Origin of the sequence: Actinophytocola algeriensis, from assembly GCF_014203735.1 — a bacterium.
In the GTDB taxonomy this organism is placed as follows: domain Bacteria; phylum Actinomycetota; class Actinomycetes; order Mycobacteriales; family Pseudonocardiaceae; genus Actinophytocola; species Actinophytocola algeriensis.
Genome location: NZ_JACHJQ010000003.1, coordinates 772,131 through 797,539 on the forward strand (window position 1 = coordinate 772,131; position 25,409 = coordinate 797,539).

General features: G+C 72.4%; 21 protein-coding genes. 16 read left to right on the forward strand and 5 right to left on the reverse strand.

From position 1 onward, the window contains the following. Window positions 1-2: 2 nt before the first annotated feature. The 4 genes from FHR82_RS15990 to FHR82_RS16005 are packed head-to-tail and all read right to left on the reverse strand — an operon-like array spanning window position 3 to window position 5,206. Complete coding sequence (locus FHR82_RS15990) at window positions 3-281, reverse strand: hypothetical protein (protein WP_184811157.1); 279 nt, start codon at window positions 279-281, stop codon at window positions 3-5. A gap of 21 nt (window positions 282-302) precedes the next feature. Beyond that, a complete protein-coding gene (locus tag FHR82_RS15995; protein WP_184811158.1) occupies window positions 303-1,346 on the reverse strand; it encodes a hypothetical protein in 1,044 nt (347 codons plus the stop codon). A gap of 37 nt (window positions 1,347-1,383) precedes the next feature. After that, window positions 1,384-4,551, reverse strand: coding sequence for a COG1361 family protein (locus FHR82_RS47430; protein ID WP_184811159.1), 3,168 nt, complete (start codon window positions 4,549-4,551; stop codon window positions 1,384-1,386). A gap of 16 nt (window positions 4,552-4,567) precedes the next feature. Beyond that, a complete protein-coding gene (locus FHR82_RS16005) occupies window positions 4,568-5,206 on the reverse strand; it encodes a Pvc16 family protein (RefSeq protein WP_184811160.1) in 639 nt (212 codons plus the stop codon). A gap of 182 nt (window positions 5,207-5,388) precedes the next feature. Here FHR82_RS16005 and FHR82_RS16010 point away from each other — a divergent pair, with 182 nt between their 5' ends. The 13 genes from FHR82_RS16010 to FHR82_RS16070 are packed head-to-tail and all read left to right on the forward strand — an operon-like array spanning window position 5,389 to window position 20,144. Further along, window positions 5,389-6,933: a phage tail sheath family protein gene (locus tag FHR82_RS16010; RefSeq protein ID WP_184811161.1), complete on the forward strand. Its 1,545-nt coding sequence runs from the start codon at window positions 5,389-5,391 to the stop codon at window positions 6,931-6,933. 29 nt (window positions 6,934-6,962) lie between these two features. Next, window positions 6,963-7,430: a phage tail protein gene (locus FHR82_RS16015; protein WP_184811162.1), complete on the forward strand. Its 468-nt coding sequence runs from the start codon at window positions 6,963-6,965 to the stop codon at window positions 7,428-7,430. Further along, the gene (locus tag FHR82_RS16020) at window positions 7,427-7,819 is read left to right on the forward strand and encodes a phage tail assembly protein (protein ID WP_184811163.1); all 393 of its coding nucleotides are present in this window, start codon (window positions 7,427-7,429) and stop codon (window positions 7,817-7,819) included. The genes FHR82_RS16015 and FHR82_RS16020 overlap by 4 nt, the downstream gene beginning before the upstream one ends. Further along, on the forward strand, window positions 7,816-7,995 hold the full coding sequence (locus FHR82_RS16025; RefSeq protein WP_184811164.1) for a DUF6760 family protein: 180 nt from the start codon (window positions 7,816-7,818) through the stop codon (window positions 7,993-7,995). Before FHR82_RS16020 ends, FHR82_RS16025 begins: the two co-directional genes overlap by 4 nt. Before the next feature lie 15 nt (window positions 7,996-8,010). Then, a complete protein-coding gene (locus FHR82_RS47435; RefSeq protein WP_184811165.1) occupies window positions 8,011-11,412 on the forward strand; it encodes an eCIS core domain-containing protein in 3,402 nt (1,133 codons plus the stop codon). A 12-nt stretch (window positions 11,413-11,424) separates the two neighbouring features. Next, window positions 11,425-11,886, forward strand: coding sequence for a phage tail protein (locus tag FHR82_RS16035; RefSeq protein WP_184811166.1), 462 nt, complete (start codon window positions 11,425-11,427; stop codon window positions 11,884-11,886). 37 nt (window positions 11,887-11,923) lie between these two features. Next, entirely contained in the window at window positions 11,924-12,385 is a 462-nt protein-coding gene (locus tag FHR82_RS16040; protein WP_225945002.1) for a phage tail protein, read from the forward strand. Between the two features lies 1 nt (window position 12,386). Further along, the gene (locus FHR82_RS16045) at window positions 12,387-13,232 is read left to right on the forward strand and encodes a LysM peptidoglycan-binding domain-containing protein (protein WP_184811168.1); all 846 of its coding nucleotides are present in this window, start codon (window positions 12,387-12,389) and stop codon (window positions 13,230-13,232) included. Beyond that, window positions 13,229-15,673 (forward strand): phage baseplate assembly protein V, encoded by a 2,445-nt coding sequence (locus FHR82_RS16050; RefSeq protein WP_184811169.1) that lies wholly within the window; start codon window positions 13,229-13,231, stop codon window positions 15,671-15,673. The genes FHR82_RS16045 and FHR82_RS16050 overlap by 4 nt, the downstream gene beginning before the upstream one ends. A 1-nt stretch (window position 15,674) precedes the next feature. After that, on the forward strand, window positions 15,675-16,094 hold the full coding sequence (locus FHR82_RS16055; protein ID WP_225944031.1) for a gp25 family contractile injection system sheath assembly initiator: 420 nt from the start codon (window positions 15,675-15,677) through the stop codon (window positions 16,092-16,094). Next, complete coding sequence (locus FHR82_RS16060) at window positions 16,094-18,046, forward strand: putative baseplate assembly protein (protein ID WP_184811170.1); 1,953 nt, start codon at window positions 16,094-16,096, stop codon at window positions 18,044-18,046. Before FHR82_RS16055 ends, FHR82_RS16060 begins: the two co-directional genes overlap by 1 nt. Further along, entirely contained in the window at window positions 18,043-18,594 is a 552-nt protein-coding gene (locus FHR82_RS16065) for a phage tail protein (RefSeq protein ID WP_184811171.1), read from the forward strand. The genes FHR82_RS16060 and FHR82_RS16065 overlap by 4 nt, the downstream gene beginning before the upstream one ends. Next, a complete protein-coding gene (locus tag FHR82_RS16070; RefSeq protein ID WP_184811172.1) occupies window positions 18,591-20,144 on the forward strand; it encodes an NADase-type glycan-binding domain-containing protein in 1,554 nt (517 codons plus the stop codon). The genes FHR82_RS16065 and FHR82_RS16070 overlap by 4 nt, the downstream gene beginning before the upstream one ends. 15 nt (window positions 20,145-20,159) lie before the next feature. Here the strand turns inward: FHR82_RS16070 and FHR82_RS47440 are convergent, their stop codons facing one another. Further along, the gene (locus FHR82_RS47440; RefSeq protein WP_184811173.1) at window positions 20,160-22,865 is read right to left on the reverse strand and encodes an AfsR/SARP family transcriptional regulator; all 2,706 of its coding nucleotides are present in this window, start codon (window positions 22,863-22,865) and stop codon (window positions 20,160-20,162) included. Window positions 22,866-23,087: 222 nt separating this feature from the next. Here FHR82_RS47440 and FHR82_RS16080 point away from each other — a divergent pair, with 222 nt between their 5' ends. The 3 genes from FHR82_RS16080 (at window position 23,088) to FHR82_RS16090 (ending at window position 25,361) form a co-directional block, all read left to right on the forward strand. Further along, complete coding sequence (locus FHR82_RS16080) at window positions 23,088-24,347, forward strand: COG1470 family protein (RefSeq protein WP_184811174.1); 1,260 nt, start codon at window positions 23,088-23,090, stop codon at window positions 24,345-24,347. Between the two features lie 98 nt (window positions 24,348-24,445). After that, on the forward strand, window positions 24,446-25,066 hold the full coding sequence (locus FHR82_RS16085) for a helix-turn-helix transcriptional regulator (protein WP_184811175.1): 621 nt from the start codon (window positions 24,446-24,448) through the stop codon (window positions 25,064-25,066). A gap of 16 nt (window positions 25,067-25,082) precedes the next feature. Further along, the gene (locus FHR82_RS16090; protein ID WP_184811176.1) at window positions 25,083-25,361 is read left to right on the forward strand and encodes a hypothetical protein; all 279 of its coding nucleotides are present in this window, start codon (window positions 25,083-25,085) and stop codon (window positions 25,359-25,361) included. Window positions 25,362-25,409: the final 48 nt, after the last annotated feature.

A 25,409-nucleotide genomic window follows, 5' to 3' on the forward strand; every position in this document is an offset into this window, starting at 1 on the left:
ACTCAGGCGCCGAGTGCTTCCATGACGATCTCGGTCAGCGCCTCTCCGACGAGTGCGCTGAGCTCCTCCGGCGGCATGGCCGCGGCGCCGGGCACGGTTCTGAGGATGTCCGCCATGGCCGGGCGGATGGCCGTCTCCCGGACCTCGTCCAGCAGCAGCGCGACGTCGGCCTCGGTGATCGTGGCGTCCTCCTCGGCGCGGACGGCCTTGAGCTCCAGGAACTTCTCCAGGAGGGGCCCGGCGAACGCGGAGATGTCGGTCGTGGCCTGTTCTGTGGTCATCGGGGTGGTCCTTTCCGGCGGTCAGAGGTGTTCTGGCGGGATGGTCGCGAGCAGTTCCCGCATCTGCTCCCTGGTGAGGTTCGCCGCCTCCGGCATCTGGTTCACCAGCTCGGCGAACGCCTCGGTGATGGCTTCCTCGTGCTCCTCCGGCACGTGGTCCGACTCGTCCGCGACCTGCGCGAACTGTTGCTCCGCCTCGGCGATCTCCGCCGCGGTGACCGGCTCGCCGTTCCCGGCGGGCGCGTCGTCGCCCGCCTCCTCCCCGACGGAGATCCCGTAGGAGGCGAAGTACCGGACGCGCTCGTCGTTGTCGTCCGGGGCGTTCTCGAGGAACGCCGCGGCGAAGCCCGGCACCCCCCGCTCCTCCGCGTAGTGCAGGAAGTACGGGGTGAAGCTCGCCCAGTTCTCCTCGGCGCCGTTCCAGTCCGGGCCGTACGCGGCGAGAAACGCCTCCCACGCCCCGGGGTCCTCCGCCGCGGCGTCCGCCGCTGCGTCTGTCGCTACCTCGGCCGCGCCCTCGACGACGACGCCGTACCTGGCGAAGAACGCGACACGGTCGGTCTCGCCCTCCGCGTAGTCCAGGAAATCCGTTGCCGGCGCGGCAACCCCGCGTTCCTCCGCGTGGTACAGGAACCAGGTCCGGAACGCGTCCCAGGTCTCCGCCTCGCCGTTCCAGCTCGCGCCGTACTCGGCGACGAAGGCGGTCCACACGGACTCGTCGTACGCACCGCCACCCGGTGCGGCAGGCTCGGCGGAGTCCCCGGTCTCCGCGAGGACCCGCTCGTACTCGGCGACGAGGTCGTCGACGCTCTCCTCGGCGAGCTTGCGCACGATCTCGGTGCCGCCGTTGGCTTCCAGGTACCGGGTGAACCGCGCACCGGCCTCGGCGAAGCCGTCGCGGCCCGCGCGGTCGGCGAGCGCGGACCGGAACGCGTCGAAGTCGCCACCGGCACCCGCCTGGTCGAGTTCCTCGTGCACCTCGCCGACGGAGGCGAAGAACAGCCTGGGGTCGCTCAGCCCGCTGTCACACAGGACCGTGAGCGAGTCGGTCAGGACAGAGTCCATGGTCGCTTCCTTTCTGGGGGAATCTCGGTGCGGGCGGTCAGGATCCCGGCCACCAGCGGTACAGCGCGGAGTCCGGGTCGTGCCGCCGCCGCGACGTGACCAGCAGGACGAGGCCACCGACGACGAGGAGCGCGGCACCGGCGCCGACGTACCCGGCGATGCCCGCCCCGGTCCACGCCAGCCCGGACCCGGCGCCCTCCCGGCGTGCGGGATCCGCGCCCGCGCCGGTCGAGCCGCCTTCGACGCCACCGCCGCTCCGGGCCGGGTCGAGGGGATCGTCGCCCGGCGCTGGCGGCGCTTCGGCCTGCCCCGCCGCCAGCCGCACCGTCGCGTCGTCGGCGCCGTCCAGTGGCGGCCCGGTGTCGCCGCTTCCCGGCAACGGTTCCGCGCGGTAGGCGGCGATGTTGGTCAGCTCCGTCGTGCCCTCGTCGGACGGTGCGGTGACCGTGCACCGCAGACCGTTCGCCGCGCCTGCCCGCAAACCCTCGCCGGAGAGCGTGAAGTCGCAGTCGGGCGCGTTGTCGTTGGTGACCGCCACGGTCAGCGGCACGTCACCGATGTTCCGCACGGTCACGGCGAAGTCGACCGGCGCGCCGTGCTTGGCCGACTCCGGTTCCGCGGTGGCGCTGATCGTCAGTGCCGGGTTGATCACCACGACCCGCTCGGGGGCCGTGCCCACCCGCATGACCCGCTCGAGCCGGTCGACGGCGGACGCGAACGCCTGGTTGTCGAACGTCCGGTCGGGAGCCGCTCTGCACGACACCGACGCGGACTCGCCGGGAGCGAGCTCGGCGACCGGATCGGGCAGGCAGTCGGGCGGCAGGGTGGGGCTGGTGACCCGCACGTCGCGCACCGGCCCGTCCGCCTCGGTGCCCGTGTGCTGGACGGTGAACGTGAGCACCACCTCCTCGCCGACGCGGACGACGGTGCGGTCGGTCTCCTGCCGCAACGCGATCAGCGGCTCCAGGACGGTCACCGCCACCTCGTCGGCCGTCCCGGTCACCGGCTCGCCGGTGACGTCGTACGCCGCCGCCGTCGCGGTGATCCCCCGGCTCTCGGCAGGCGCGGCGGTGCAGGAGGTCGTCGCGCTCGCACCGGGGGCGAGCGTGGCGATGGGTGCCGTGGCGCACAGGTCGGCCGCCGTGACGCGCACGTCCGTGAGCGCCTCGTCGGGGTCGGTGCCCGCGTTGGTGACGGTGAACGTCAGCTCGGTGGTCCCGCCCCGGTAGATCGTGTCCGGCTCGGCGACCGTCCCGACCGTGATCGCCGGTGCGATGACGTTGACGGTCACCCGGTCGCTCTCGACCGTGACGACGCTGCCGTCCGCGGTGGTGCCCCGCAGCGTGCCGCCGCTCTCGAACGCCTCGCCGGGTGCCACGACGGAGCAGGTGAACTCCATCGTGGTGGCGGCGTCCAGGGTGGTGCCGGGTGCCGTGCAGTCCGGTGCCGCGCTGTCGGTGTAGACGAGGTCGCGGACCGGAGCGGCCGTGTTGTTCCGCAGCCGCACCGCGAACTCCACAGTGGACCCAGCGCGGGTCACGAGCCGGTCCGGCATCCTGGTCACCGCGAGGTCCGAGGGGACCACCTCGACGTGCGCCGTCGACCGCGCCGTCACCGTGCGCGCGGCGCCGTCCGCGCCCGTGAGGTAGGACGCGGCCACCTCGGCGGGGAGGTCGAACGCGGCCGACTCGGTCACCGGGCGGACGCACGTCGCCGTGGTCGACGCTCCCGGTTCGAGCGTGGGCAGGACACCGGGCACGCACCGCGTGCCGTCGTCCGGCGCCCCGACCCGGAGGGTGAGACCGGTCAGTGGCAGGCCGCCGTCGTTGGTGATCACGACGTCGAACGTGGCGAGCGATCCCTCGGCCACCGGCTCGGCGGGCCCGGTGATCGTCATGGCGATCGACGGGTCGACGGCCGAGGACATCACGAGGTTGCCGAGCACCACGAAGTCGCTGACGGCGTCCAGTCCCACCTCGACGGCGCCCGTGTCGTTGTCGGCCAGTGCGGGGCGGACCGTCTTGGCGTCCACGCCGAGGTTGTTGACCGGTTCCGCACCGGGGACGAGCGGGTCGGCCGCGCCACGGGCACAGGACCGGAAGAAGTCCGCCGTACCGTCCTCCGAACACGGCTCGACGACCGGTTCGCCGTCGACGGTCATGGTCTCCTCGCCCTGCCGCCAGTCACCGTCGAACGCCGTGACACCGATCGTGACGTCCGCGGTGGCGCGGTGCGGGGTGAGGCCGGGCAGCAGCACCCTGGAGCCGGTCAGCGCGGGCACCAGGCCGGGCAGCACGTTGTCGAGCAGCGGCACGCCGGGCAGCAGCGGCTCGATCAGCCCGGGCAGCAGCACCCCGCTCCTCGGGAGGTCGTCGTGGTAGACGTCCACGACCCGGGGCCGGGGGTAGGAGTCGGTGGGCTGCCCGTGGTCGAACACGACGGTCAGGGACCAGCCGCCCGCGCAGCCCGGCCCGGTCGGCACCCAGACGTTGCCGACCGTGACCGGCACCGGAGCGCCCGCAGGCACGCCGGTGAACGCCTGGGTGACGTCAGCCCAGGCGGTGTAGACCTGGCTCGCCTCGGTCAGGCCGTCGGTGGTGTGGAAGCCCGCGTGGCTCACCGTCACCGGCGCGTGGCCGTCGACCGAGACGGTGACTGGCTGGTCGGCGGGCGCCGCCATGGCGGGCGGTGGCGGCGCCTCGCCCTGCAACAGCAGCGGGCGGACGCAGTTGATCCCGGAGAACCCGATGAACCGTCCGGTGTGCCCACCCCAGGTGAGCCGCGCGTGCCGCACCGCGGCGCCCTGCGGCACGGTGACCGTGGCCGTGCTGGAGTCGAACGTCTCCGGCAGGTCGTCGACGTCGGCGTGGTGCAGGTAGTAGCCGTTGTTGTTGGACCTGTTGTCGAGGAGACCGCCGCCGGCGTCCGCGCCGGCCGTGGCCGCCGCGCACTCCTGTGGACCGTGGTCGCCCTCGGTCTCGCCGTCGACCGGGCAGCGCAGCACGCTGTTGCCCGCGAGCAGGAAGTCGCCGTACACGGCGTCCCGGTAGGACGGTTCGATCGTGGGGCTCGGTGGCGGCGGCAGCAGGCTCGGCTCGGCCACCTGTTCGGCAGGAGGGGCGGCGCCGGGCTGATCCGCGCCGAGCCCCAGAAAGGGCACCGTCACGATCAGCGCGAGCAGGACCGCGGTGGCGTAGCGGGACACGTTCGCTCCTCGGGGTTCAGTGCTCGGCGGTGGTGGGGCGTTGCCTGCGGCGCCGGGACACGGCCGTCGGCGCCGTGTCCCCGGACCTGGTCAGGTCGTGCACGTCGAGCTCACGCGTGCGCACCGGCGGCGCCACCTGGCGCACCCGCTGCGGCAGCGCGGGCGCGGACACGGTCAGCACCAGGGAGGTGCGCATGGACGTGCCGATGGCGCTCCACACCTCGGCGGCGTGTGCGGTGGGCGCCCATCCCAGCCGCATCGGCAGCGCGGTGTCGATGTGCACCAGCCCACCGCGCAGGTGGTCGCCGCTCAGGCTGTCCCGCTCCGCGTGCGCCCCGATCACGGCGCCGAGCAGCTCGAGCTCCTCGTTCGTGTCGGCCGCCCACGCGGTCACGAGGAAGGAGAGCTGGTACGTGCGGATCGGGGAGACCGTGCCAGCGACCCGGCCTTCCTGGTCGACGACGCGTACCCGGGTGCCCGCCAGCCCGTCGAGGTCCTCGGACACGGCGTACAGGAAGACGTTGACGAGCCCGGCGCCGCTGGGGCGGCGTTCGATGCCCGCGACGACGCCGAGGGGGTCGAACCCGATCCCGGTCCCAGGGGGCAGTTCGGAGGCGAGCCACGCACGAAGGGAGGACGCGATGTCGGCCAGCACCTCCGCAGTGTGTAACGGGCCGGTCGCGGTGGCAGTGCTGTCACGGCACGCCACACGGCCACAATCCGTTGTCCTGACGGGCAACCGGCGGTGGCTGTGTCGTTGGCCGCGCGCACCCCGCGCCGTCGCGGCGGGAGCGGCACGCTCGTGTCCAGTGGTTCCCGCTCCAACTGGGAGAGTCGATGCCCAACTACCTGGCTCCAGGCGTATACGTCGAAGAGGTGTCTTCCGGGTCGAAACCCATCGAGGGCGTCGGCACAGCCGTCGCCGGCTTCGTGGGCTTCGCCGAGAAGGGGCCCGTCTCCGAGCCGACACTGATCAGCAACTGGACGCACTACACCCGGGTCTTCGGCGGCTTCACCGAAGGCGCCTACCTGCCGCACTCGGTGTACGGGTACTTCCTGAACGGCGGCGGCGCGGCCTACGTCGTCAGGCTGCCGGAGACGGCGGACCCCGGCCAGTCCGGCGGAGCCGCCCGGCGGGTCGCCATCCCGGCGGCGTCCGAACAGGACGGACCGCCCGCGTTCGACGTCCAGGCGCTCAACTCGGCGCAGGCGGGCCAGTACACCGTCGCCATCGCCGACGTGGCCGAGGCCGGTGAGGCAGGAGAGGACAACTTCCGCCTCGACGTGCTGCGTGCCGGCAAGGTGGTCGAGTCCTTCGACAACGTGACCGTCAAGCGCGGGCCGAGGAACGTGGCCACCGTGGTGGGCAAGCAGTCCAAGCTGATCGCGCTGGAACAGAGCAAGACCGGCACCGCGGTCGCGCCGCGCAAGGACACGGTGGTGTCGTTGGGCGGCAACGGGTCGGAACCGGTGGCGGTGACGGCGCAGACCTATGTCGGTGACGCGGTGGCGCGTACGGGCATCGGCGGCTTCGAGGCCATCGACGAGATCACGATGGTGCTCGCCCCCGACCTGATGTCGGCCTACCAGCGCGGCCTGATCGACATGGACGGGGTGCGGTCGGTCCAGCTCGCGATGATCGCGCACTGCGAGCTGATGTCGGACCGGGTCGCGATCCTCGACCCGCCGCCCGGCCTGAACTCCCAGCAGATCAAGCACTGGCGCGGCGAGACCGCCGGTTACGACTCGAAGTTCGCCACCCTGTACTGGCCGTGGATCAACACACTCGACCCGATGACGGGCCGCCCGATCTCGTTGCCGCCCAGTGGGCACGTGGCAGGCATCTGGGGCCGCAGCGACGAGACCAGGGGCGTGCACAAGGCGCCGGCCAACGAGGTCGTGCGGGGTGTCGTCTCCCTGGAGACGATGATCAGCCGTGGGGAGCAGGAACAGCTCAACCCCAACGGCATCAACTGCATCCGCGCCTTCCCGGGGCAGGGCATCCGGGTGTGGGGCGCGCGGACGCTCTCCAGCGACCAGGAATGGCGCTACATCAACGTCCGGCGGCTGTTCAACTTCATCGAGGAGTCGATCCTCAACGGGACCAACTGGGTGGTCTTCGAACCCAACGACGAGTACCTGTGGGCGTCGGTCCGCCGGGTCGTCGGGGCGTTCCTGCAACGCATCTGGCGCAGCGGCGCCCTGATGGGCAGGGCCGCGTCGGACGCCTACTACGTCAAGTGCGACGAGGAGAACAACCCGCCGGAGTCCAGGGACGCGGGCAACCTGATCATCGAGATCGGTGTCGCCCCGGTCAAGCCCGCCGAGTTCGTGGTGTTCCGCATCGCCCAGATGCCGCAGGGCCCAGCCCTCGAAGAGTGAGTAGTCCCAGCACGTTTGGAGTGTGAACCATGGCGTTGCCCCGTGTTTCGACCGCGAGCACCAACACCAACACCCTCGTCAGCGCGGCCCGGTTCGTGATCACCGCGGACCGGATGGCGGAGATCTCCTTCTCCGAGCTGTCCGGCATCACCTCCGAGGTGGAGGTCAGCGAGTACATGTCGAGCAACCGGCTCGGCGTGTCGTTGTCCAAGCAGTTCGGCCGCACCAAGCCGGCGACGGTCGTGCTCAAGCGTGGTGTCGACCAGGACCTGGCGCTGTGGACCTGGCACCAGGAGGTGCTGGCAGGCCAGCCGACCGCGCGGCGCAGCTGCTCCCTGATGCTGCTCGACATGGCCGGGGTGATCAAGCAGACCTACGACCTGATCAACGCGTGGCCGTCCAAACTGGACATCTCGGGGATGAAGGCGGGCGGCAGCGAGGCCTCGATCGCGACCGTCACGCTCACCTGCGAGCAGATCGACATCAAGCAGCGATGACCACCGCGGTCACCGAGCAGCCGGGGCTGCGTACCGAGTTCCCGTTCACGCTGCCCCGCGGTTACGTGGACGAGGACGGCAGGGTGCACCGTGAGGGCGCGCTGCGACTCGCGACCGCGAAGGACGAGCTCACCGCGCAGGCCGAGCCGCTGGTCCGGCAGAACGGCTCGTACCTGACCATCTACCTGATCATGCGGACATTGACGCGGCTCGGTGCCGTGCCGGTGGTCGACCGGTTCGTCGTCGAGCACATGTTCGCCTCCGACCTCGCGTTCCTGCAGGACCTGTACCGGCGGGTCAACCAGCTGGGGCACACGGAGGGCGAGGTCGCGTGCCCCAGGTGCGAGCACCGGTTCCTGGTCGACGTGGCCGGTGAGGCCGCGCCGTGACCGGGCAGGCGGTCGAGGAGACCGACCGGTTGTGGGAGGAGATCGTCTACATCGCCTACTACCTGCACTGGTCGTTCGACTCGATTCTCGAACTCGACCACCGGACGAGGACACGGGTGATCCAGGAGATCGCCGCCATCAACTCCCGCGCGGACGAGTTGCCGGAGCAGTACTGAGAGGAGGACCGCGCGATGAAGTGGTGGCCGTGGCGCCGCCGGGAGCGGCAGATGGCGACCGGCCGTCGGGAACCGGCGCGTCGCGTCGAGGAGTGGCGGTCGCTGCCGCCGTTGCCCGCGACGCTGTCCGGCAGCGCGCCCCTGACGATTCCTGTCACCGGGAGCAGCGTCCTCGACCGCCTGACGCTGCCCGAGCCGACGCTGTTGCGCCGCGGTGACCAGGTGGGTCAGGTGCACGGCCTCGTCACCGCCCTGCCCGACGACGGTCGTACCGCTGGGCCCCACGACCGGGCACCGCTGCCGGTCTTCGGGCGCGGACCATGGCCCGGCGTACCGGATGGGCCCGGCGTGCTCGATGGGCCTGACCACGCGCCGATGTCCACTGTGGATGCCGAGCCCCGGGCGCTGCCCGCCCGGGTCGGTGACGTGCCGGAGAGCCCGCTCACCGTGGCCGCGCCGCGGTGGATGGCGCAGCCGGTGGTTCCGGAGGAGCCGTGGACGCCGTCGGAGTTCATGCACCGGGCCTACCTGGAGAAGGACCGCCTGCTGGCGGAGGCCTACCGGGAGACCAACGGCGAGGCCCAGCCGCGCCCGCAACCCGTTGCGGCGCAGGCGGAACACGTGGATGACGGACGGGCGGACACCTCGTTCGCCGCGCCTGTTCCGGTACCGTCTGAATTCGCACCGTCTGTTCCCACACCGTCTGTTGCCGCGCTGCCGGTGCCGGTGCCGTCGGTTCTGATGCCGTCCGGTCCCGGGCCGGAGCCGGGTGCGGCTGTTCCGCCGGTCCGGCGTGCGTCGCTCGCGCAGGCTCGCCGCCAGGGGCTGACACTCAGTTCTGCGCCCGCCACGCCGCCCGCGACCGACGCTCCGGGCCACGCCCGCGGACCGGCGGAAGGGGATGCGCTCACCTCGGACGTGCCGGTGCGCGACGCCGGGACGCCGGACCGTCCCGATGCGCACCAGCCCCCTGACCGGGCAATGCCCGATGCCCCGGCGGGCACAGCACCGGACGATGCCGTGCCGCCGCCCGGGCCGGAACCGGAACCGCTGGCACGGCCGGAGTTGGCCCCGCAGCTGGAGCCGCGACCGGTGTCCGTGCGGGAGCGGGAGGCGCGGCCGGAGCCGGAGGCAGCGACGGTGTGGCCACCCGAACCGGGACGGGAGCCGCAGCCGCAGTCGCCGCGGCTGGGGCCGGTTCTGGAGCCACGGCCGGTGCCGGAGCAGGAGCCGCGGCCGGAGGCAGCGTTGCGGCGGCCCGAACCGGAGCGGGGGCCCGATCTGGAGTCAGCGGCGGAGCGGGAGCTGGGACCGGACGTAGCTGCCGGGTCGGAGCGGAAGTCGTGGCTGGCGCCGGAGGCAGCGGCGGTGCCGCCGCCCGAACTGGGGTCGGCGGCGGATGCCGGGTCGCGGCTGGAGCCGGAGGCAACGGCGGTGCCGCGGCCCGAACCGGAGCGGAGGCCGGGGCTGGAGCCGGAGTGGCGGCCCGCGCAGGAGCCTGAGTCGGACGCGGCTGCCTTGTCGGGGCGGGTGTCGCGGCTGGGGCCGGAGGCAGCGGCGGCGTGGCCGCCCGAGCCGGGCCGGGAGTCGCGGCTGGGTCCGGAGGTAGCGGCGGTGTGGCCGATCGAGCCGGGGCCGGAGCTGGAGTCATCGGCGGATGCCGTGTCGCGGCCGGGGCAGGGGCTTGCGCCGGACGCGGCTACCTCGTCTGGGCGGGTGTCGCGGCTGGGTCCGGAGGCAGTGGCTGTGCGGCGGCTCGAACCGGGGCGAGGGCCGAAGTTGGAGTCGGCGGCGGATGCCGTGTCGCGGCCGGAGTCGGCGGCGGTGTCGCGGCCCGGGCGGGGGCCTGAGCCGGAGATGGCTGCCCTGCCGGGCCGGGAGTCGCGGCTGGGTCCGGAGGCAGTGGCTGTGCGGCGGCTCGAACTGGAGCGAGGGCCGGAGTTGGAGTCAGCGGCGGATGCCGTGTCGCGGCCGGAGGCGGTGTCGCGGCCCGGGCGCGAGCTTGAGGTGGAGGCGGGTGCCGTGTCGGGGCGGGAGCCGTGGCCGGAGCAGGGTGGGGTGCCGGAGGTGGCGCTGCGTGGCGCGGTGCCGAGTGCCGCGGTGCCGGTGAACGTGGTGCCTGGTCGTGTGGTGCCGGACGAGGTGTCGCGGGGTGGCGAGGCGCGGTCCGGCAGACGTCCTGGCGCGGCAACGGAAGGCGTGCGAACTGATGGCAACGGACAGGACGAATCCGTTGCCGCGCAGGAAGGTTCGCTCCAGCACCGCAGCGCATCCGCCGCCGGGCGCTCGGTCTCCCACGACGTGCACCGCCACACGGACGCGGGCGGAGTGGGACTGCACGGGACGCGGACCGTGCCGCTCGCGCCATACCCGGACGCGTCGGACGTGCGGCGGCTCGCGCCTGCCGGGGACGCCGCGGGCACAGGACGGCGGGCAGGGGCCGGTACGGCGGTCCTGAGCCACGCCCCGTCGAGCCGGGCGCAGTTCGCCATGGGGGACGGGACTTCGGCCGGATCGTCCACTTCGGACGGCCGGGGAACGGTCGACGAGAGTCCGCCGTTGTCGGTGGTGCGGCCGGTGTCGCTCGCGCTCGGTGTCGACGTCTCGGACGTGACGGTGCGGCGCGGGCCGGACGTCACGGCCATGTCCCACCGGCTCGGCGCGCGCGGGTACACCGACGATCGGGTGGTGTACCTGCCGGACGACGTCGGTCCGCTCGACAGCTCCTCGGTCGCACCGCTGCTGGCGCACGAGCTCACCCACGCGGCGCAGCAACGCGACTTCGGGTCGGCGCTCCCCGCCCCTGGCTCCGTCGCCGGGCAGCAGCTCGAGGAGGACGCGGTCGAGGTCGAGCGCTGGGTGGCGGGTGGCGCGGGCGGCTCGCCGCCGGTGCTGGTGCACCCGGTCGGTGGCGCCAAGCAGCAGGCGAGTGGCACCGGCCTCACCTCCGGCTCCGGCAGCCGCCCCAGCCTGGCCGAGGCGCTGGCGGTGTTCGCCGGCTCCGCGCCGGACCGGCCGGACCTGGACGTGCGGCAGATCTTCGCGGGTGTCGATCCCGCGACCGGCGAAAGCCTCATCCCGGACGCCGCCTACGAGATGCCGGCGCTGGACGTCGCGTCGCTGTTCGGGCCGGACCAACCGGGTGGTGGCGGGAGCGGGCCCGGCGGTGACGGGGCCGATGGCGGCGGGAACCGGCTCGGCGGCGGGGGCGGCACGGCTGACGAGACCGTCGCGGCGCTGGCCGAGGGCATCGCGGAGATCTTCGCTGACGAGCCGCCGCGCAGGTGGTTCGACCTCGACGACGTCGACGACTTCGAGGAGCTGGCGGGGCGCATCTACAACGAGCTCGTGAGCCGCATCCGGTTCGACATGGTCGTCGACCGCGAACGGTCCGGCACGTTGCTCGACTTCAGCTGACAGGAGAGGCACATGCAGGAGGCGAGGACCAACGGCCGGGCGTTGCTGCACGGGATGGCGCACCGGTTCGCCGTGACCGCGGGGGCACGTGACCTCGGTGCGTGGTCGAAGGTGTCCGGTCTCGCGGTCAAGTGGGACGTGGCCGAGTACCGCCGGGGCAGCTCGGACCACGTGGACCGGTTCGCCGCCATCCCGCGGTTCGACCCGATCAGGCTCAGCCGGGCGGCGGACTCGGCGGGCACGGCCGCTGTCCAGGCCTGGCTCAACGAGGTGCAGGCGCGGGGCGGGGTCCCGGAGGAGGGCGCCGTGGACATGCTGACCTCGGCCGGAGTGCCGGTGGCGACGTGGACGCTGCGCGAGATGTTCCCGGCCGGCTGGCAGCTCAGCGACTTCGACGCGACCACCGGAAGGGTCGCGATGGAGACGCTCACGATCGTCCACAACGGATTTCTGACCGCCGCGCAGCGGGCCTGACGGTGCACGTGATGGAGAGGAGCACGATGTGACGCGAATGGGAGCACGGCCCGCGATGGGCATGACCATGCGGTTCAGCGTGTCCGTCGGCGGGGTCAGCCTCGGGGACTGGTCGTCCTGCACGGGCCTGGACGCGAAGGCGACGGTGCACCGGTTCTACGACCACGGCGAGTACACCTACAAGCGGATCCTGTTCGCGGACGTCGACTACTCGCCCGTCAAGCTCACCCGCGCGATCGACTCGTCGTCCGCCGCGGTGCGGGACTGGGTGAAGGACAAGTGGTCCACGTTCAGCCAGCCGGGCGCCCTGCATGCGATGGCGGGCCTGTTCTTCGGGGACGACGCGACGATCCGCCTGCTCGACGCGGAGTGGCAGGAGGTCACCTCCTGGGAGCTGCGCAACGTGTACCCGACCGGCTGGACGGGTCCGTCGCTGGACGCGGACAAGGCGAAGGTGGCGACCGAGACCCTCGAGCTCGTGCACGAAGGGTTCCTGTGACATGGCCGCCGGTCGCCTCATCTCCAACCTCACCAACGTCGCTGGCCTGGTCACCGGCAACGCGAAGGCGAGCCTGACCGCCGAGTCCGGCGGGTTCCCGGTGACGTTCGGGCTCAACCCGGAGTCGGTGAGCGTGGACAAGCGGAACACGACCGAGGGCAGGCGGGGGGTGGTCACCCACAGCTTCCAGGAAGCGCTCAAGGGGACCGGCAACATCCGGTGGTCGTTGTCCAACGCGCACCTGTTCGGCGCCGCCTCCACCAAGTCCGCTGTGGACCAGCTCATCGAGTGGGCGACCCCGGCCTCGATCAGCGCCGTGGACGCGTACCACCTCGGGTCGGTCAGCGCGGCCTCCGCCATCAAGTCGTTCGCGGCCACCGCGGCGACCGCGGCCACGAGCGGGGCCCCGGGGTCCGCGACCAAGGGCATGGACGTGACCGACTCGACGCCGGTGTTCTTCCGCCTGCCGGTCCTGCTGTTCAGCTGGGGGCTTTCCGGCCCGGCGGGCGCCAACCTGCCGGTGACGCTCGAGAAGGTGACCGCCAGGTACAAGCGGTTCGACGACTACGGCATCCCGGTCTGGGCCACGGTCGACCTGACCCTGGTCGAGTACGTCGTGGACAAGCCGAGGACCAACCCGACCTCCGGCGGGGTGCCAGGGCACACCCGCCACGTGGTGACCCAGGGCGAGAACGTGGTGCAGATCGCCAACCGCGCCTACGGCAGCCCCAACGCCTGGCGCGCGGTCACCGAGGCGAACCGCATCGACGACCCCCTGCGGGTGCGGCCGGGGCGGCGGCTGGCGATCCCGCCGGCGGGCAACACACAGGAGGTGCGGACCCGATGACCGACACGGAAGAGAGCGTCGCCAACGTCGAGGCGACCGGACGGCCGACCGTCGCGGTCGACGGCACGCCGATGCGTGCCGACATGGCGGTCCGGCTGCAACGGGTGGTGGTCGACAACGACGCGCACCTGCCCGGCATGTTCGAGCTGACCTTCCTCGACGTGGACGGCAAGAGCCTCCGCGAGGCGCGGATCTCGATGGGCTCGGAGATCACGATCACCGGCGCGGGCCCGGCCGGTGAGGCGCTCACGTTGCTCACCGGCGAGGTCACCGGGCTCGAGGCGCAGATCCGCGGGATGACGCAACGCACCATCGTGCGGGGCTACACCGCCGAGCACCGGCTGCAGCGCGCAAGGCGCAGCCGCAGCTTCGTCAACGTGACCGACGCCGACGTCGCACGGCGGATCGCGACCGAGGCCGGCCTGACCGTGCGCGACGTGCGGTGCAGTGGCTTCACCCACAGCTACCTCGCGCAGGTGAACCAGACCGACTGGGAGTTCCTGGACGCGCGCGCACGGGAGACCGGCTGCGAGTTCGGTGTGGTGGCGGGCGAGTTCCACTTCCACCCGTCGGGCGGGGGCCTCGCGGCGAAGGAGGTCGCGATCCGGTACCCGGACGACCTGATCAGCTTCCGGCCCCGGATCACGGCGGGCAACCTGACCCCCGACGTCGAGGTGCGGGTGTGGGATCCCCTCGCCCGCAAGGCGGTGGCGGAGAACGTCTCGATGGTCTCGGGGGGTGAGCACTCGCCGCGGTCGCTGGGGCAGCGGTTCACCTCGACCGGCCGGCCGGGGGCTCTGGGTGGTCTCGGGCGCGTCGGCAGCGCACTGGCGTCCGGTGACCTCGGCGGTGTCGCGAGTGGACTCAGCGGCCTGGGCGGTGCGGGTGGCGCCGGCGGTGCGGGGAGCGCGCTGGGCGGCATGCTGGGCTCGCCGGTCGGCTACCTCGGTCCGCGGCCGAGCGCCACCGCGAACATCCGGTCCGACCGGCCCTTCGCCCGCGCGTCGGCGATGCCGACGGCCGGTCCGACGGTGGCCGGGGCGTTCGGCACCGCGGCGGGCAGCACGTTCGCCGAGGCGGAAGGTGAGGTGAAGGGCAACGCGGCCGTGCAACCAGGTGCGGTGCTCACGATCTCCGGCGTGCAGGCCGAGTTCGCGGGCACCTGGCGGGTTTCCCGTGCCAGGCACGTGTTCGACGACCTCGAGTTCGGGTACCGGGTGATCTTCTCGGCCCACGGCAGGCAGGACCGCACGATGGTCGGGCTGGCGTCGCGGGCGACCGCGCCCGGCGCGGACCGGGCCAGGATGTCCGGGGTGGTGTGCGGGGTGGTCAGCGACTGCGCCGACCCGCTGGCCAAGGGCCGGATGAAGCTCACGTTGCCGTGGCTGTCCCCGGACTTCGAGACCGACTGGGCGCCGAACATCCAGTTCGTCGCCGGGCAGAAGACCGGTGCGATGTTCCTGCCGGAGGTCGGCGACGAGGTGCTGGTGGCGTTCGAGTTCGGCGACATCCGCAGGCCCTACGTGCTCGGCGGCATGATGAACAACCTCACCCAGTGGGACGTCTCGGCTTCCGGTCCGCTGCAGGCGGGCGGCGAGTTCGTCGGGGGCATCGTCGACAGCATCCTGAACGAGGACGCGAACATCTTCACCACCCTCGCGGACACGTTCAACGCGCAGATGGCCATGGGCACCGGGCTCGCGAAGAAGGTGGTCGGCAACGTCGCTGGCACGGCGGGCTTCGCCACCGGCGGTCTCGTCGACACCAGTGCTGCCGGGGACACGTACGGCGAACTGGCCGACGCCAACCTCGCCATGTACACGGACGCCACCAACACGGTGGCCGACGGGCTCAGCGGGATCGGTGGCGGTGGCGGATCCGCCGCGGGATCGGTGGTGGCGCCGGGGATGGTCAGCGAGGTGCACCACCGGGGTTTCGTGTCGAGCACCGGCAACTCGTTGCTGTTCTACGACGTGCCGCTGCCGATGGGCATGGCGGCGGGCACCGGTGCGTCGGGCACGGGCACCACCGAGGACCAGTCCGGCTCCGCCGACACGGGCACGACGAACGGCACAGGCGGTGGCACGGGTAAGGGGGCGGGCAGCGGGGCCGCGGGTGCTGGGCTCGGCACGCCCGCGATCGGTTCCTCCGTCCGGCTGGGCAGCCAGAACGGTGAGGTGTCCGTGACCGTCGACCAGGTCAACGCCGGGGTGAGCATCAACGCGGCGATGGTGCCCGGCACGTCGGTCAACCCGATGCCCAGCGTCTCCCTGTCGGCCGACAACGGCCTGCTCTACCTGAGCGCCGGGCAGGCGGGCGCCGCGATGATCAACGGCGGCGCGGGGATGGTCATCTCCGCCACCGGCACGATCACGCTCTCCGCGGAGAACGTCAACGTCGTCGGCCTGCTGACCGTCAACGGCATCCCGGTCCCGATCTGAGATGAGGTTCCCGTTGCTGCACGACGAGTTCGTCGGCCGGGGCTGGTCGTTCCCGCTCGACTTCACGGTCAACGGCACCGTCGCCACGGCGAGCGGTCCGCGCAAGCTGGAACAGGCCATGGCGCTGGTGCTAAACACCTATCCGGGCGAACGGCCGTTCCGCCCCAAGTTCGGGTCCCGGCTGCGGGACTTCACGTTCGAGGGGGCGAGCGTCGAGGTGTTCGCGGCGGTCGAGAGCGAGGTCCGGTCCGCGCTGGACCTGTGGGAGCCGAGGGTGACCGTCGAGGACGTCACCGTCCGCGCCGACCTCGACCAGCCGTCCCTCCTGCTGATCGACATCACGTACCGGATCAAGGGGGAGAACGACGAACGGAACCTCGTCCACCCCTTCTACACGATTCCCGACGAGGGAGACTACTGATGGTCCTTCCCGCACCGAGCCTCGACGACCGCCGCTTCCAGGAGTTCGTCGACGACGCGAAGAAGTACGTGATGCGGCGGTGTCCGGAGTGGACGGACCACAACGTGTCCGACCCCGGTGTCACGCTCATCGAGACGTTCGCGTTCATGACCGAGCAGCTCTGCTACCGCCTCAACCGGGTGCCCGACCGCCTCTACGTGAAGTTCCTGGAACTGCTGGGCCTGCGCATGCTGCCGCCCACCCCGGCCGAGGTGGGCGTGACGTTCTGGCTGTCGACCCCGGCCAGGGCGCCGCTGGTGATCCGGGCGGGCACCAAGGTGTCCACCACGCGCACCGAGAGCGACGAGGCGATCGTCTTCTCCACCGTGGCGGACCTGCCGTTGCGCCCGACGGCCGTCGCGGCGGTGCGGCGGATCCGCGGCACCGGTGTCGGCAGCGAGAACCAGACCGGTGTGGTCGAGCTCGGCAAGGAGTTCGAGGCGTTCAGTGAGCCGCCCAAGCTGGACGACGTGCTGCTGATCGGGCTGGTCGACGAGGCCTCGTCGTGCGCCGTGCGCATCGACGTCGACAGCAGGACCTCGGGCGTGGGTGTCAACCCGCTGCACCCGCCGATCGTGTGGGAGGCGTGGACCGGTGACGGCTGGACCGAGTGCGAGCTGACCACCGACGAGACCGGCGGGTTGAACCGGCCGGGGCGCGTCGTCGTGCACGTGCCGGAAGGGCACCGCGCCAGCGTGATCGACGAGCAGCGGGCCGGGTGGCTGCGGATCAGGGTGGTCGAGCCGCTGCCCGGCCAGCCCGCGTACAGCTCCAGCCCGGTGATCCGGTCCATGCGCGCGGGCACCGTCGGCGGGTCCGTGACCGCGGTGCACGGCGAGTTGGTGGAGTTCGAAGAGCTCGGCGAGTCCGAAGGCACGCCGGGGCAGCGGTTCTCCCTGCTGCGCGGCCCGGTGCTCGCGGGCAGCCACGCGCCCGTGCTGGAGGTGGCGACCGACGAGGGCTGGCAGGAGTGGACGGCGGTGGAGAGCTTCGCCGCGTCCGGCCGGGAAGACCGGCACTTCGTGCTGGACGCGGTCGGTGGCGAGGTCGAGTTCGGCCCCGCGACCCGTCTCGAGGACGGCGGCCTGCGCAGGCACGGCGCCGTGCCCCCGCGGGGGACGCGTGTCCGCATGCGCAGCTACTACCACGGCGGCGGCGCCCGGGGGAACGTCGCGAGGTTCGCCGTGGACACGCTCAAGGCGTCCATCCCGTTCGTGTCCGGCGTGACGAACCTGCACCCCGCCGCGGGCGGGGTCGACGGGGAGACGCTCGACGAGGCGAAGGCACGCGGCCCGATCATGCTGCGGACCCGCAGCCGGGCGGTGACCGCGGAGGACTACGAGGCGATCGCCAGGGAAGCCGCACCGGAGGTGGCGCGGATCCACTGCGTGACCGCGGGGGAGGACGACGTCCCGACGGGCTCGGTCAAGGTGCTGGTGGTGCCCGCGGCCGCACACCGGGGCGGCGAACTGGCCTTCGCCGACCTGGTGCCGGGCGAGGCCACGCTGGCGCGGATCGCGGACCGGCTCGAGGAGGTCCGCCTGGTCGGCACGAGGGTGCTCGTCGAACCGCCGCGCTACCGCGGCATCACCGTCGTCGCCCGGCTCGTGGCGCGGACCAGGCTGGACCCCGAGGAGATCAGGACGCGGGCGCTGAGCGCGCTGTACAGCTATCTGAACCCGCTCACCGGCGGGCCCGACGGCACTGGCTGGCCCTTCGGCCGCCGGGTGACCCACGGGGAGGTGTTCGCGTTGCTCCAGTCCGTGCGCGGGGTGGACGTGGCCGAGGACGTCCGGCTCTACGGCGCCAACCCGGTCACCGGCGAGCGCGGCAACGAGAGCACGCGCCTGCAGGTGGGGCCGGGCGGGCTGGTGTTCTCCTACGACCACCAGGTGCGGGTGGAGAAGTCATGACGACGGTCATCGGAGTCGCCGAGGAACAGCCACTCCCGTCGCCGTACCCGCTGATCGACTACCTGCCCGCGGTCTACGCCGACAGCCAGGGCGCGGTGCGGTGGACGGCGGGTTTCGACGACGTGCTGGCCTCCCTGATCAACGTCATCGACTGCGTGCACGCCTATGTGGACCCGCTGCTGGCGCCGGAGGAGTTCGTGCGGTGGCTGTCGAGCTGGTTCGGTGTGCTGCTCGACGAGAGCTGGCCGATGACGGCGCAGCGCGCGGTGGTCGCGGAGGCGGTCGACCTGTTCCGCATGCGGGGCACGATGGCGGGGCTGCGCAGGCATCTGGCGGTCGTGCTCGACGGTGACGTCGAGATCGAGGAGAGCGGTGGGGTGTCCTGGTCGGCCCGCCCCCGGCCGGACGTCGCCGACGACGGGGAGCACTGGGTGCGGGTGGTGGTCCGCACGCGCGAGCCGTCGGTGATCTCCGAGGAGGCCGTCGCCGCGGTGATCCGGGCCGCGAAGCCGGTGCACGTCGCGCACACACTGGAAGTGCTCCCATGATCGTCTGCGCGATGTGCGGCAACCACAACGACGAGACGCACGCCTTCTGCGGCGACTGCGGCCGGTTCCTCGAATGGAACGGCGAGAAGGTGACCCCGCCGCCGGAGGTCGTCGTGGTGGTGGAGGCACCGCCGCCCACGGCCGGGGAGCAGCTGACCTGGTGGCAGCGGGTGCGCGCGAAGGTCCGGTCCTGGCTGCCCGCCCGTGTCCAGGTGGCACCGCGTGCACCGTCGGCGGCCGTGGTCGCCACCTGGGCGTCCGAAGCGGAACCACCGCCACCCGAGCCCCCGCCCGCGCCACCGGGTGCGAGGACGCCGCCGCCACCGCCGCCTGGTGCGAAAGCGCCGCCGCCTCCACCACCACCGGGCGCGAAGGCCCCGCCGCCACCTCCGCCGGGTGCGAAGGCCCCGCCTCCGCCACCACCTGGCGCGAAGTCGCCGCCACCTCCGCCACCTGGCGCGAAGTCGCCGCCGCCACCCCCACCGGGTGCGAAAGCGCCGCCGCCTCCGCCGCCGGGTGCGAAGGCCCCGCCTCCGCCGCCGCCGGGTGCGAAGGCCCCGCCTCCGCCGCCTGGTGCGAAGTCACCGTCGCCTGGCGCGACTGCCTCGCCGTCGGATGCGAAGGGGGAGGCGGTCGCCGAACCGCCGCCGCCCGCGCCGGAGCTGGTGTCCGCGCTCGCCCAGCCGGTCGACGGGCTTGCCACCGCGCGGCCGGACGAGCCGCCCGAGCTGATGCCGGCCCCCGCGATCAAGAAGACGCGTGCCGTCGTGCGGACCAAGCCGAGCCGCAGGCTCGAACCGGACGACCTGGTGTGCGCTGCCTGCGGGGAGGGCAACGCGCCGTCGCGGAACTTCTGCAGCCGGTGCGGCGAGTCGCTGGCGGACGCGGGAGTCGTGCGCCTGGTGTGGTGGCGCCGCGTCTTCCGGCGGCGGCGCAAGAAGTACCCGCTCGGCACGCGGCCGGGCGCGAAGGGCACCCGCAACCGCCGCTCGTGGCTGATGCGGCTGACCTTCCGGCGGGTCCGGGCCGCGATCGTGATCCTCGGCCTGACCCTCGGCCTGGTGTACGCCCTCTACCCGCCGTTCCGCGCCGTGATCATCGACAACACGCGTGCGCTGTACCGCAAGATCGTGCCCACGATGGACCCGGTGCGGCCCGCCGCGCTGACCTCGCTCAGCGCTCTCCCTGGGCACGATCCCAGACTGCTCATCGACACCTACGACGACACCTACTGGGCCGCCGACCTGAGCGGCAACCGGCCGAAGATCACCGTCCGCTTCGACGAGAGCTACCTGCTGCGTTCGATCATCATCCACTCCGGCGCGGCCGACGAGTTCACGGAGAACGGCCGCCCGTCGATCCTGCGGCTCACCTACAGCACCGGGAAGAGTGAGAACGTGCTGCCGATCGACACCCGGGGCGAGCAGAACCTGCAGCTGTCCAACTCCACGCTGGTGACCTCGGTGACCATCGAGGTGGTCGACGTCTACAGCGGGACGGAACGGCAGACGGTGGCGATCAGCGAGCTGGAGTTCTTCGCGCTCAAGTGAAGGTTCCCCAGCCCCTCAGCCCTCAGCCAGCAGTGCGCGGTAGGCGTCGTGGGCCCGCGACGCCCCGTCGCCGTCCCCGAGCCGCGCGCGGGCGTCGGCGAGCACCGTCCACAGGCGGTGGTCGAGGTCGTCGATGGCGAGTGCCCGCTCGCACACCGCCGCCGCGGCGGCCGGGTCACCCGTGTCGAGCTCCATGCCGGCGAGGGCCACGGCCACCCCCATCGCCTCGCCACGCAACGACTCGCGCCTGGCGAGGAGCCACTCCGCGGAGCCCTCCTCGGCGAGGAGCTCACCCCGGTACAGGTCGAGCACCTTGGTGCCGACCTCGCGCACGTGGTGCGGGTCGCGCAGATGCTGTCCGCGTCGCCACTCCCGCATCGCCGCGGCGAACTCCACCACGTCGACGGTCGAGCCGGCCGGTAATCGCAGCAGGTAGGCGCTGCCGTGCCGGACGACTCCGCCGTGCCGGTCGCCCGGCAGGTACGTGCGGAACAGCGCACGCAGGCTGGAGATGGCGACCTGGAGTCTTCGTTTCGCCGGTTTGACGGCGGTGTCCGGCCACAGCACCGCCGCCAGCCGCTCCTCGTGGATCGGCTGGCCGTAGTGCACGGCGAGCACGCGCAGCACCCGGCGGGCCTGCGCGCGCAGCCCGTCGAGGGGCACCGGCTCGCCGTGCACGTCCACCTCGAACGTGACGAAACAGCGCACCGCGACCGGCGGTGTCCGCTCGGGCGGGGACGCGAGGGTCAGTCCCGACCTGTGCGTGGCGGCAGGCGGCGTGCTGAGGACCGCGACGATCGCCGGGCAGTTGTGGCCGAGCATGTCCTTGGCCCACGGCCGTGCCGGCGCGGTCGCGGCGAGCGCCGGGTCCCCGGCCTCCATCCGTTCGATCTCCGGACCCACCAGTGCCCGCAGCCACATCTCCAGCAACGGGGCGCGCATCCGGCGTAATCGCACCAGGGTGCGCCGCAGCACACCGGGGTCGCGTGGCTGGCCGGCCCGCAGCTGGCCGATCAGCAGCACCAGGATCGCGATCAGGCAGCCCCAGTCGTCGCCGGCCGCCTCGAACTCCGCGAGCGCCGCCGCGGCGTCCGCGCACGCCGAGGGCTCCAGCACCGCGGTCGTCGCGCGCGCGATCCTGGCGAGCCACAACCAGCCCTCCGCCTCCGCCTCTCCGGCCAGCGCGTAGAACTGCGCCACCGTGCCACTTCCGTACACGGCGGTTCTGATCGCGGTGGTCAGCAGCCGGGCCGCGAGCGAGGCGAACGGCGACGGCGCGCCGGCCAGCGGCTCGGCGAGTTCGACGGCCATGTCGATCCGCCCGTCGACCATGGCGGCCACCGCGCGGGCGAGGACCCACTCCGGGCTCGCGGACGGCACCGCGAGCGCCACCATCCTGGCCGGGTGCTCCCGCAGCGCCTCGGTCAGGTGGCCCACCACGTCGGACGCCACCGGGACGCCCGCGTCCGGCTGGTCGCGCATCGAGTGCGAGGCCGCGATCCGTTCGTGTTCGCACTGCCAGCGCAGCGGGCCCTCCGGCAGCCGGGCGGCGGCCTCGGCGTAGCGCGCGTGGGCCTCGGCGAAGTGGCCTGCCGCACGCAGCCGCCGCGCCTCCGCGAGGACGACCCACGGATCGTCGAGACCGGTGGTGGGCAGGCCGTACTCGTGGGCGAGGCGGGCGGCGGTGACCCAGTCCTCGGCGCGGGCCGCGCAGCGGTAGGCGTCGGTCAGCTTGCCCGCGTCGGTCAGGAGCGCCACGGCCGTCTGGTAGGTCTGGCGGGTCAGGTGCGGGCCGCGGCGTTCGGCGAGCTGGAGTTCGAGCAGGCCGCGCAACAGGGCGTGGAACCGGAACTCGGTCAACCCCACGTGGAACGTCAGTGCCTCCCGCGCGGCGAGCTCGGTCAGGCGCTCCTCGCTGTCCTCCGCGCCGAGCAGCGCGTCGCACAGCCTGCCGCTCAGCCTGCCGAGCGGGCTGACGTCGACCATGAAGTCCCGCAGGTCCCCCGGCAGCACGCCGAGCACGGCGCGGGTGAGGAACTCGCGCAGGCGTTCCGAGCCGTTCACCGGGTCGCGCAGCACCGCGTTCCGCTCCGCACCGGACATCCTGACCGTGTCCAGGTGCAGGTGCCGCAACGCGACGGGCAGTCCCTCGACCTGTTCGCACAACGCTTCCGGGTCGGGGACCGGCGCGTGGTAGACGGTGTCGAACAGCAGGGCGACGTCCTGCGCGGTGAACCTCAGCTGCTGGTAGCCCAGCCGGTGCACGGACCCCGGCACGTCGGAGAGGTCGAGCGGCCGGGCGTCCCGGATGGTGACGACGAACCGCACGTGGTCCGGTGCCTCGGTGAGCAACCGGTTCAGGTCGCCGAGATCCGGCGTGGTGTGCAAGGCGTGGGCGTCGTCCACCACGACGGTCGTGGGGCGGTCGTCCCGGCCGAGGTCGGTGAGCAGGCCCTCGATGTCGCGTGCCTGCGAGTCGATGAGGGGGGCGAGCGCACGCACCAGGCCGGTCCTGGCCGGGTGCGTGCACCTGACCAGGAGATGACGCGGACCGCCCGCGGCCGCGAGCTGGCCGGCCAGGACCGACTTGCCGGCGCCCGCGGGCCCGGTGAGCAGGCGGAGCCGCGTCCCGGCCGCGGCGTTGAGGTCGTCGAGCACCGCGTTCCGGTCGAGCAGGCCGCCGCGGGGTGTGGTGGCCTTGTGGGCGTCACTGTTGAGCACACCAGCGACTGTGCCTGTCGCGGCGGGACCGGTCAGCAGACGATCTGCCCACCGGAGCGGGTCGCCGTGGGCAACTCGCACATCGCGTGTGGCCACGCGCGATGCGCCGAACGGGTGCCTTCGCCGCTGGGCGGACGTGCCCGTCAGGTCAGCGGATCGTGTCCCGGCGACTGGTTCGGCGGCGGCTGCCCTGGCGCGCGGGCCGAGGACATGCTGTGACGCATGGCTGTCAGCGCGCTCCTCCGCACCAGTGCGGTCGTGGTCGCCCCCGGCGGGGCCGCACGGTGCCATGTGCTGATCCGCAACAACTCCGCGGTGGTGGACCAGTTCGTCTTCACCGTCCGCGGCGCCCCCGCGGACTGGACCGAGATCAAGCCTGCCGTCGCCAACCTGATGCCGAGGCAGGAGGTCAGCGTCGAGCTGACCTTCCGGCCACCCCGGTCCCACGAGGTGCCCGCCGGCGAACACCCGTTCGCGCTGCGGATCGCCTCGCGGGAGGATCCGGCGGGCTCGGTCGTGCAGGAGGGCGTGGTCACCGTCGAGCCGTTCACCGAGGTCGCCGCCGGGGTGGTGCCGGAGACGTCGACGGCACGCCGGATCGGCAGGCACACCCTCGCGCTGGACAACCTGGGCAACCACCCCGTCAAGGTCGAGGTGGGCGCGGTCGACAAGGACGAGCGCCTCACCTTCCGGCACAAACCCGCGCGCCTCGAACTGCCGCTGGGCCACACGACCTTCGCGCGCGTCGACGCCCGGCCGAGGAAGTACTTCTGGAAGGGCGAGAACGTCCCGCTGCCGTTCAAGATCGTCGTGGCGGTGCCGGACGCGCAGGAGATCGAGCTCGACGCCCGCCTCGACCAGAAGGCACTGATCCCGCGGCGGGTGTTCTGGCTGGTGTCCATCCTCTTCGGGCTGCTCATGGTCCTGGTGATCATCGTGACGTTGCTGCTGCGCCAGCAGCCGGTCTCCATCGCGGGCCCCTCGCCGGAGCGGCCGTCCAGCTCGGCGGTGACCACCACCACCGGTTCCGCCGCGTCGACGACCGCCAGTTCCGCGCCGAGCTCGGCGCCGGGCACGAGCCGGGTGGCGGGTGGCGGCGGGCCGAGCGTGTCGGCGCCCACCGGGGGCAGGGCGGTGACCGGCCGGTTCCGCATCGAGACGCGGGCGTACCCGAACGTGGGCGGCGGGCCGCAGCTGTTCTCCTACGTGGTTCCGGCCGGGGTGCGGTACCGCGTGCTGTCCGTTGTCCTGCGCAACCCCGCCGCCGACACCGGGCAGCTCCAGATCAGGCACGGCTCCTCGGTCGTCGGCACGGTGGACCTGGCCGTGATCAACCGCGACGGCAACGACGAGCTGACCTTCGTGCCGGACGACCCGCCGCTGGTCGGCCCGGGGGAGCGGATCACGCTCGCGGTCGTGTGCACGAACCGCAGGGACCCGTGCACACCGACGGGCGACTTCACGGCGGCCCTCGTCCGGTGAGTGAGCGCGGTGAGCGCGTGTGCAGCCGTGTTGAGCGCGTGTTGAGCACCGTGTCGACAGTGGACGTGCACCGCTCCCCGTCGATCACGAGGTGAATCATGGCTCTCCGAATCCCCGTTCACGTGACGTCGACCGACCCGATCCTGCGGACCGGGGTCGCCACACAGCTGCGCTCCCGCCCGGAGGTCGAGCTCGTCGCCGACCCGTCGCCCGCGGCGGTCTGCGTCGTCGTCCACGACATCGTCGACGACCAGGTGCTCCAGCTGGCGCGGGAACTGCGGGCCCACGGCAACCGGCAGGTGATCCTCGTGGTGTCCACGATCGACGACGCCGCGCTGCTGTCGGTCATCGAGACGGGTGCGTGCGGCGTGGTCGCGAGAGCGGACGCGACGCCGGAGAGACTCGTGACGGCGGTGACCCAGGCGTCGACCATGGGCGGGGTGCTCTCGCCGAAGCTCGTCGGTCGCCTCCTCGAGCAGGTCAACCGCCTGCAGCACCAGGTGCTGGCACCCAAGGGGCTGAAGTTCACCGGCCTGTCCGACCGCGAGGCCGCGGTGCTCCGGATGATCTCCCAGGGCATGGAGGTCCGCGAGATCGCCCAGGAGCTGTCCTATTCGGAACGCACGATCAAGAACGCGCTGCACGACGTGGTCAGCCGGTTCCACCTCCGCAACCGCACGCACGCGGTGGCGTTCGCGATGCGGGAAGGGCTGATCTGAGTCGGCGCAACACCGTGTGGGCCACGAAATCATCACGAATGAAGAAAGCAGTTGTTCCGATTACCGAAACCGTCGCGACACCGGCCCGTCGATTCCCGCGTCGATTCCGCGCAAAAGCGGCGGCGGGGTCCGTCACACCGGTGCGGGGCGTGCTGACCTGGGCGTGAGCGTAACCGCGCGCCTCGGTGCTCGTTATGCCGGACGTGTGATGATGATCCGCCGCTTTTCGAGTGCCGGAATGGTCGTGCGAACGGCTGATCCGGCGCTGGTCGGTGTTGCCCAGCGGTCGACATGACAATCGAATGACGCAGGGCGGATCGCGAGGAGTGAGGAGTCGCGGTCG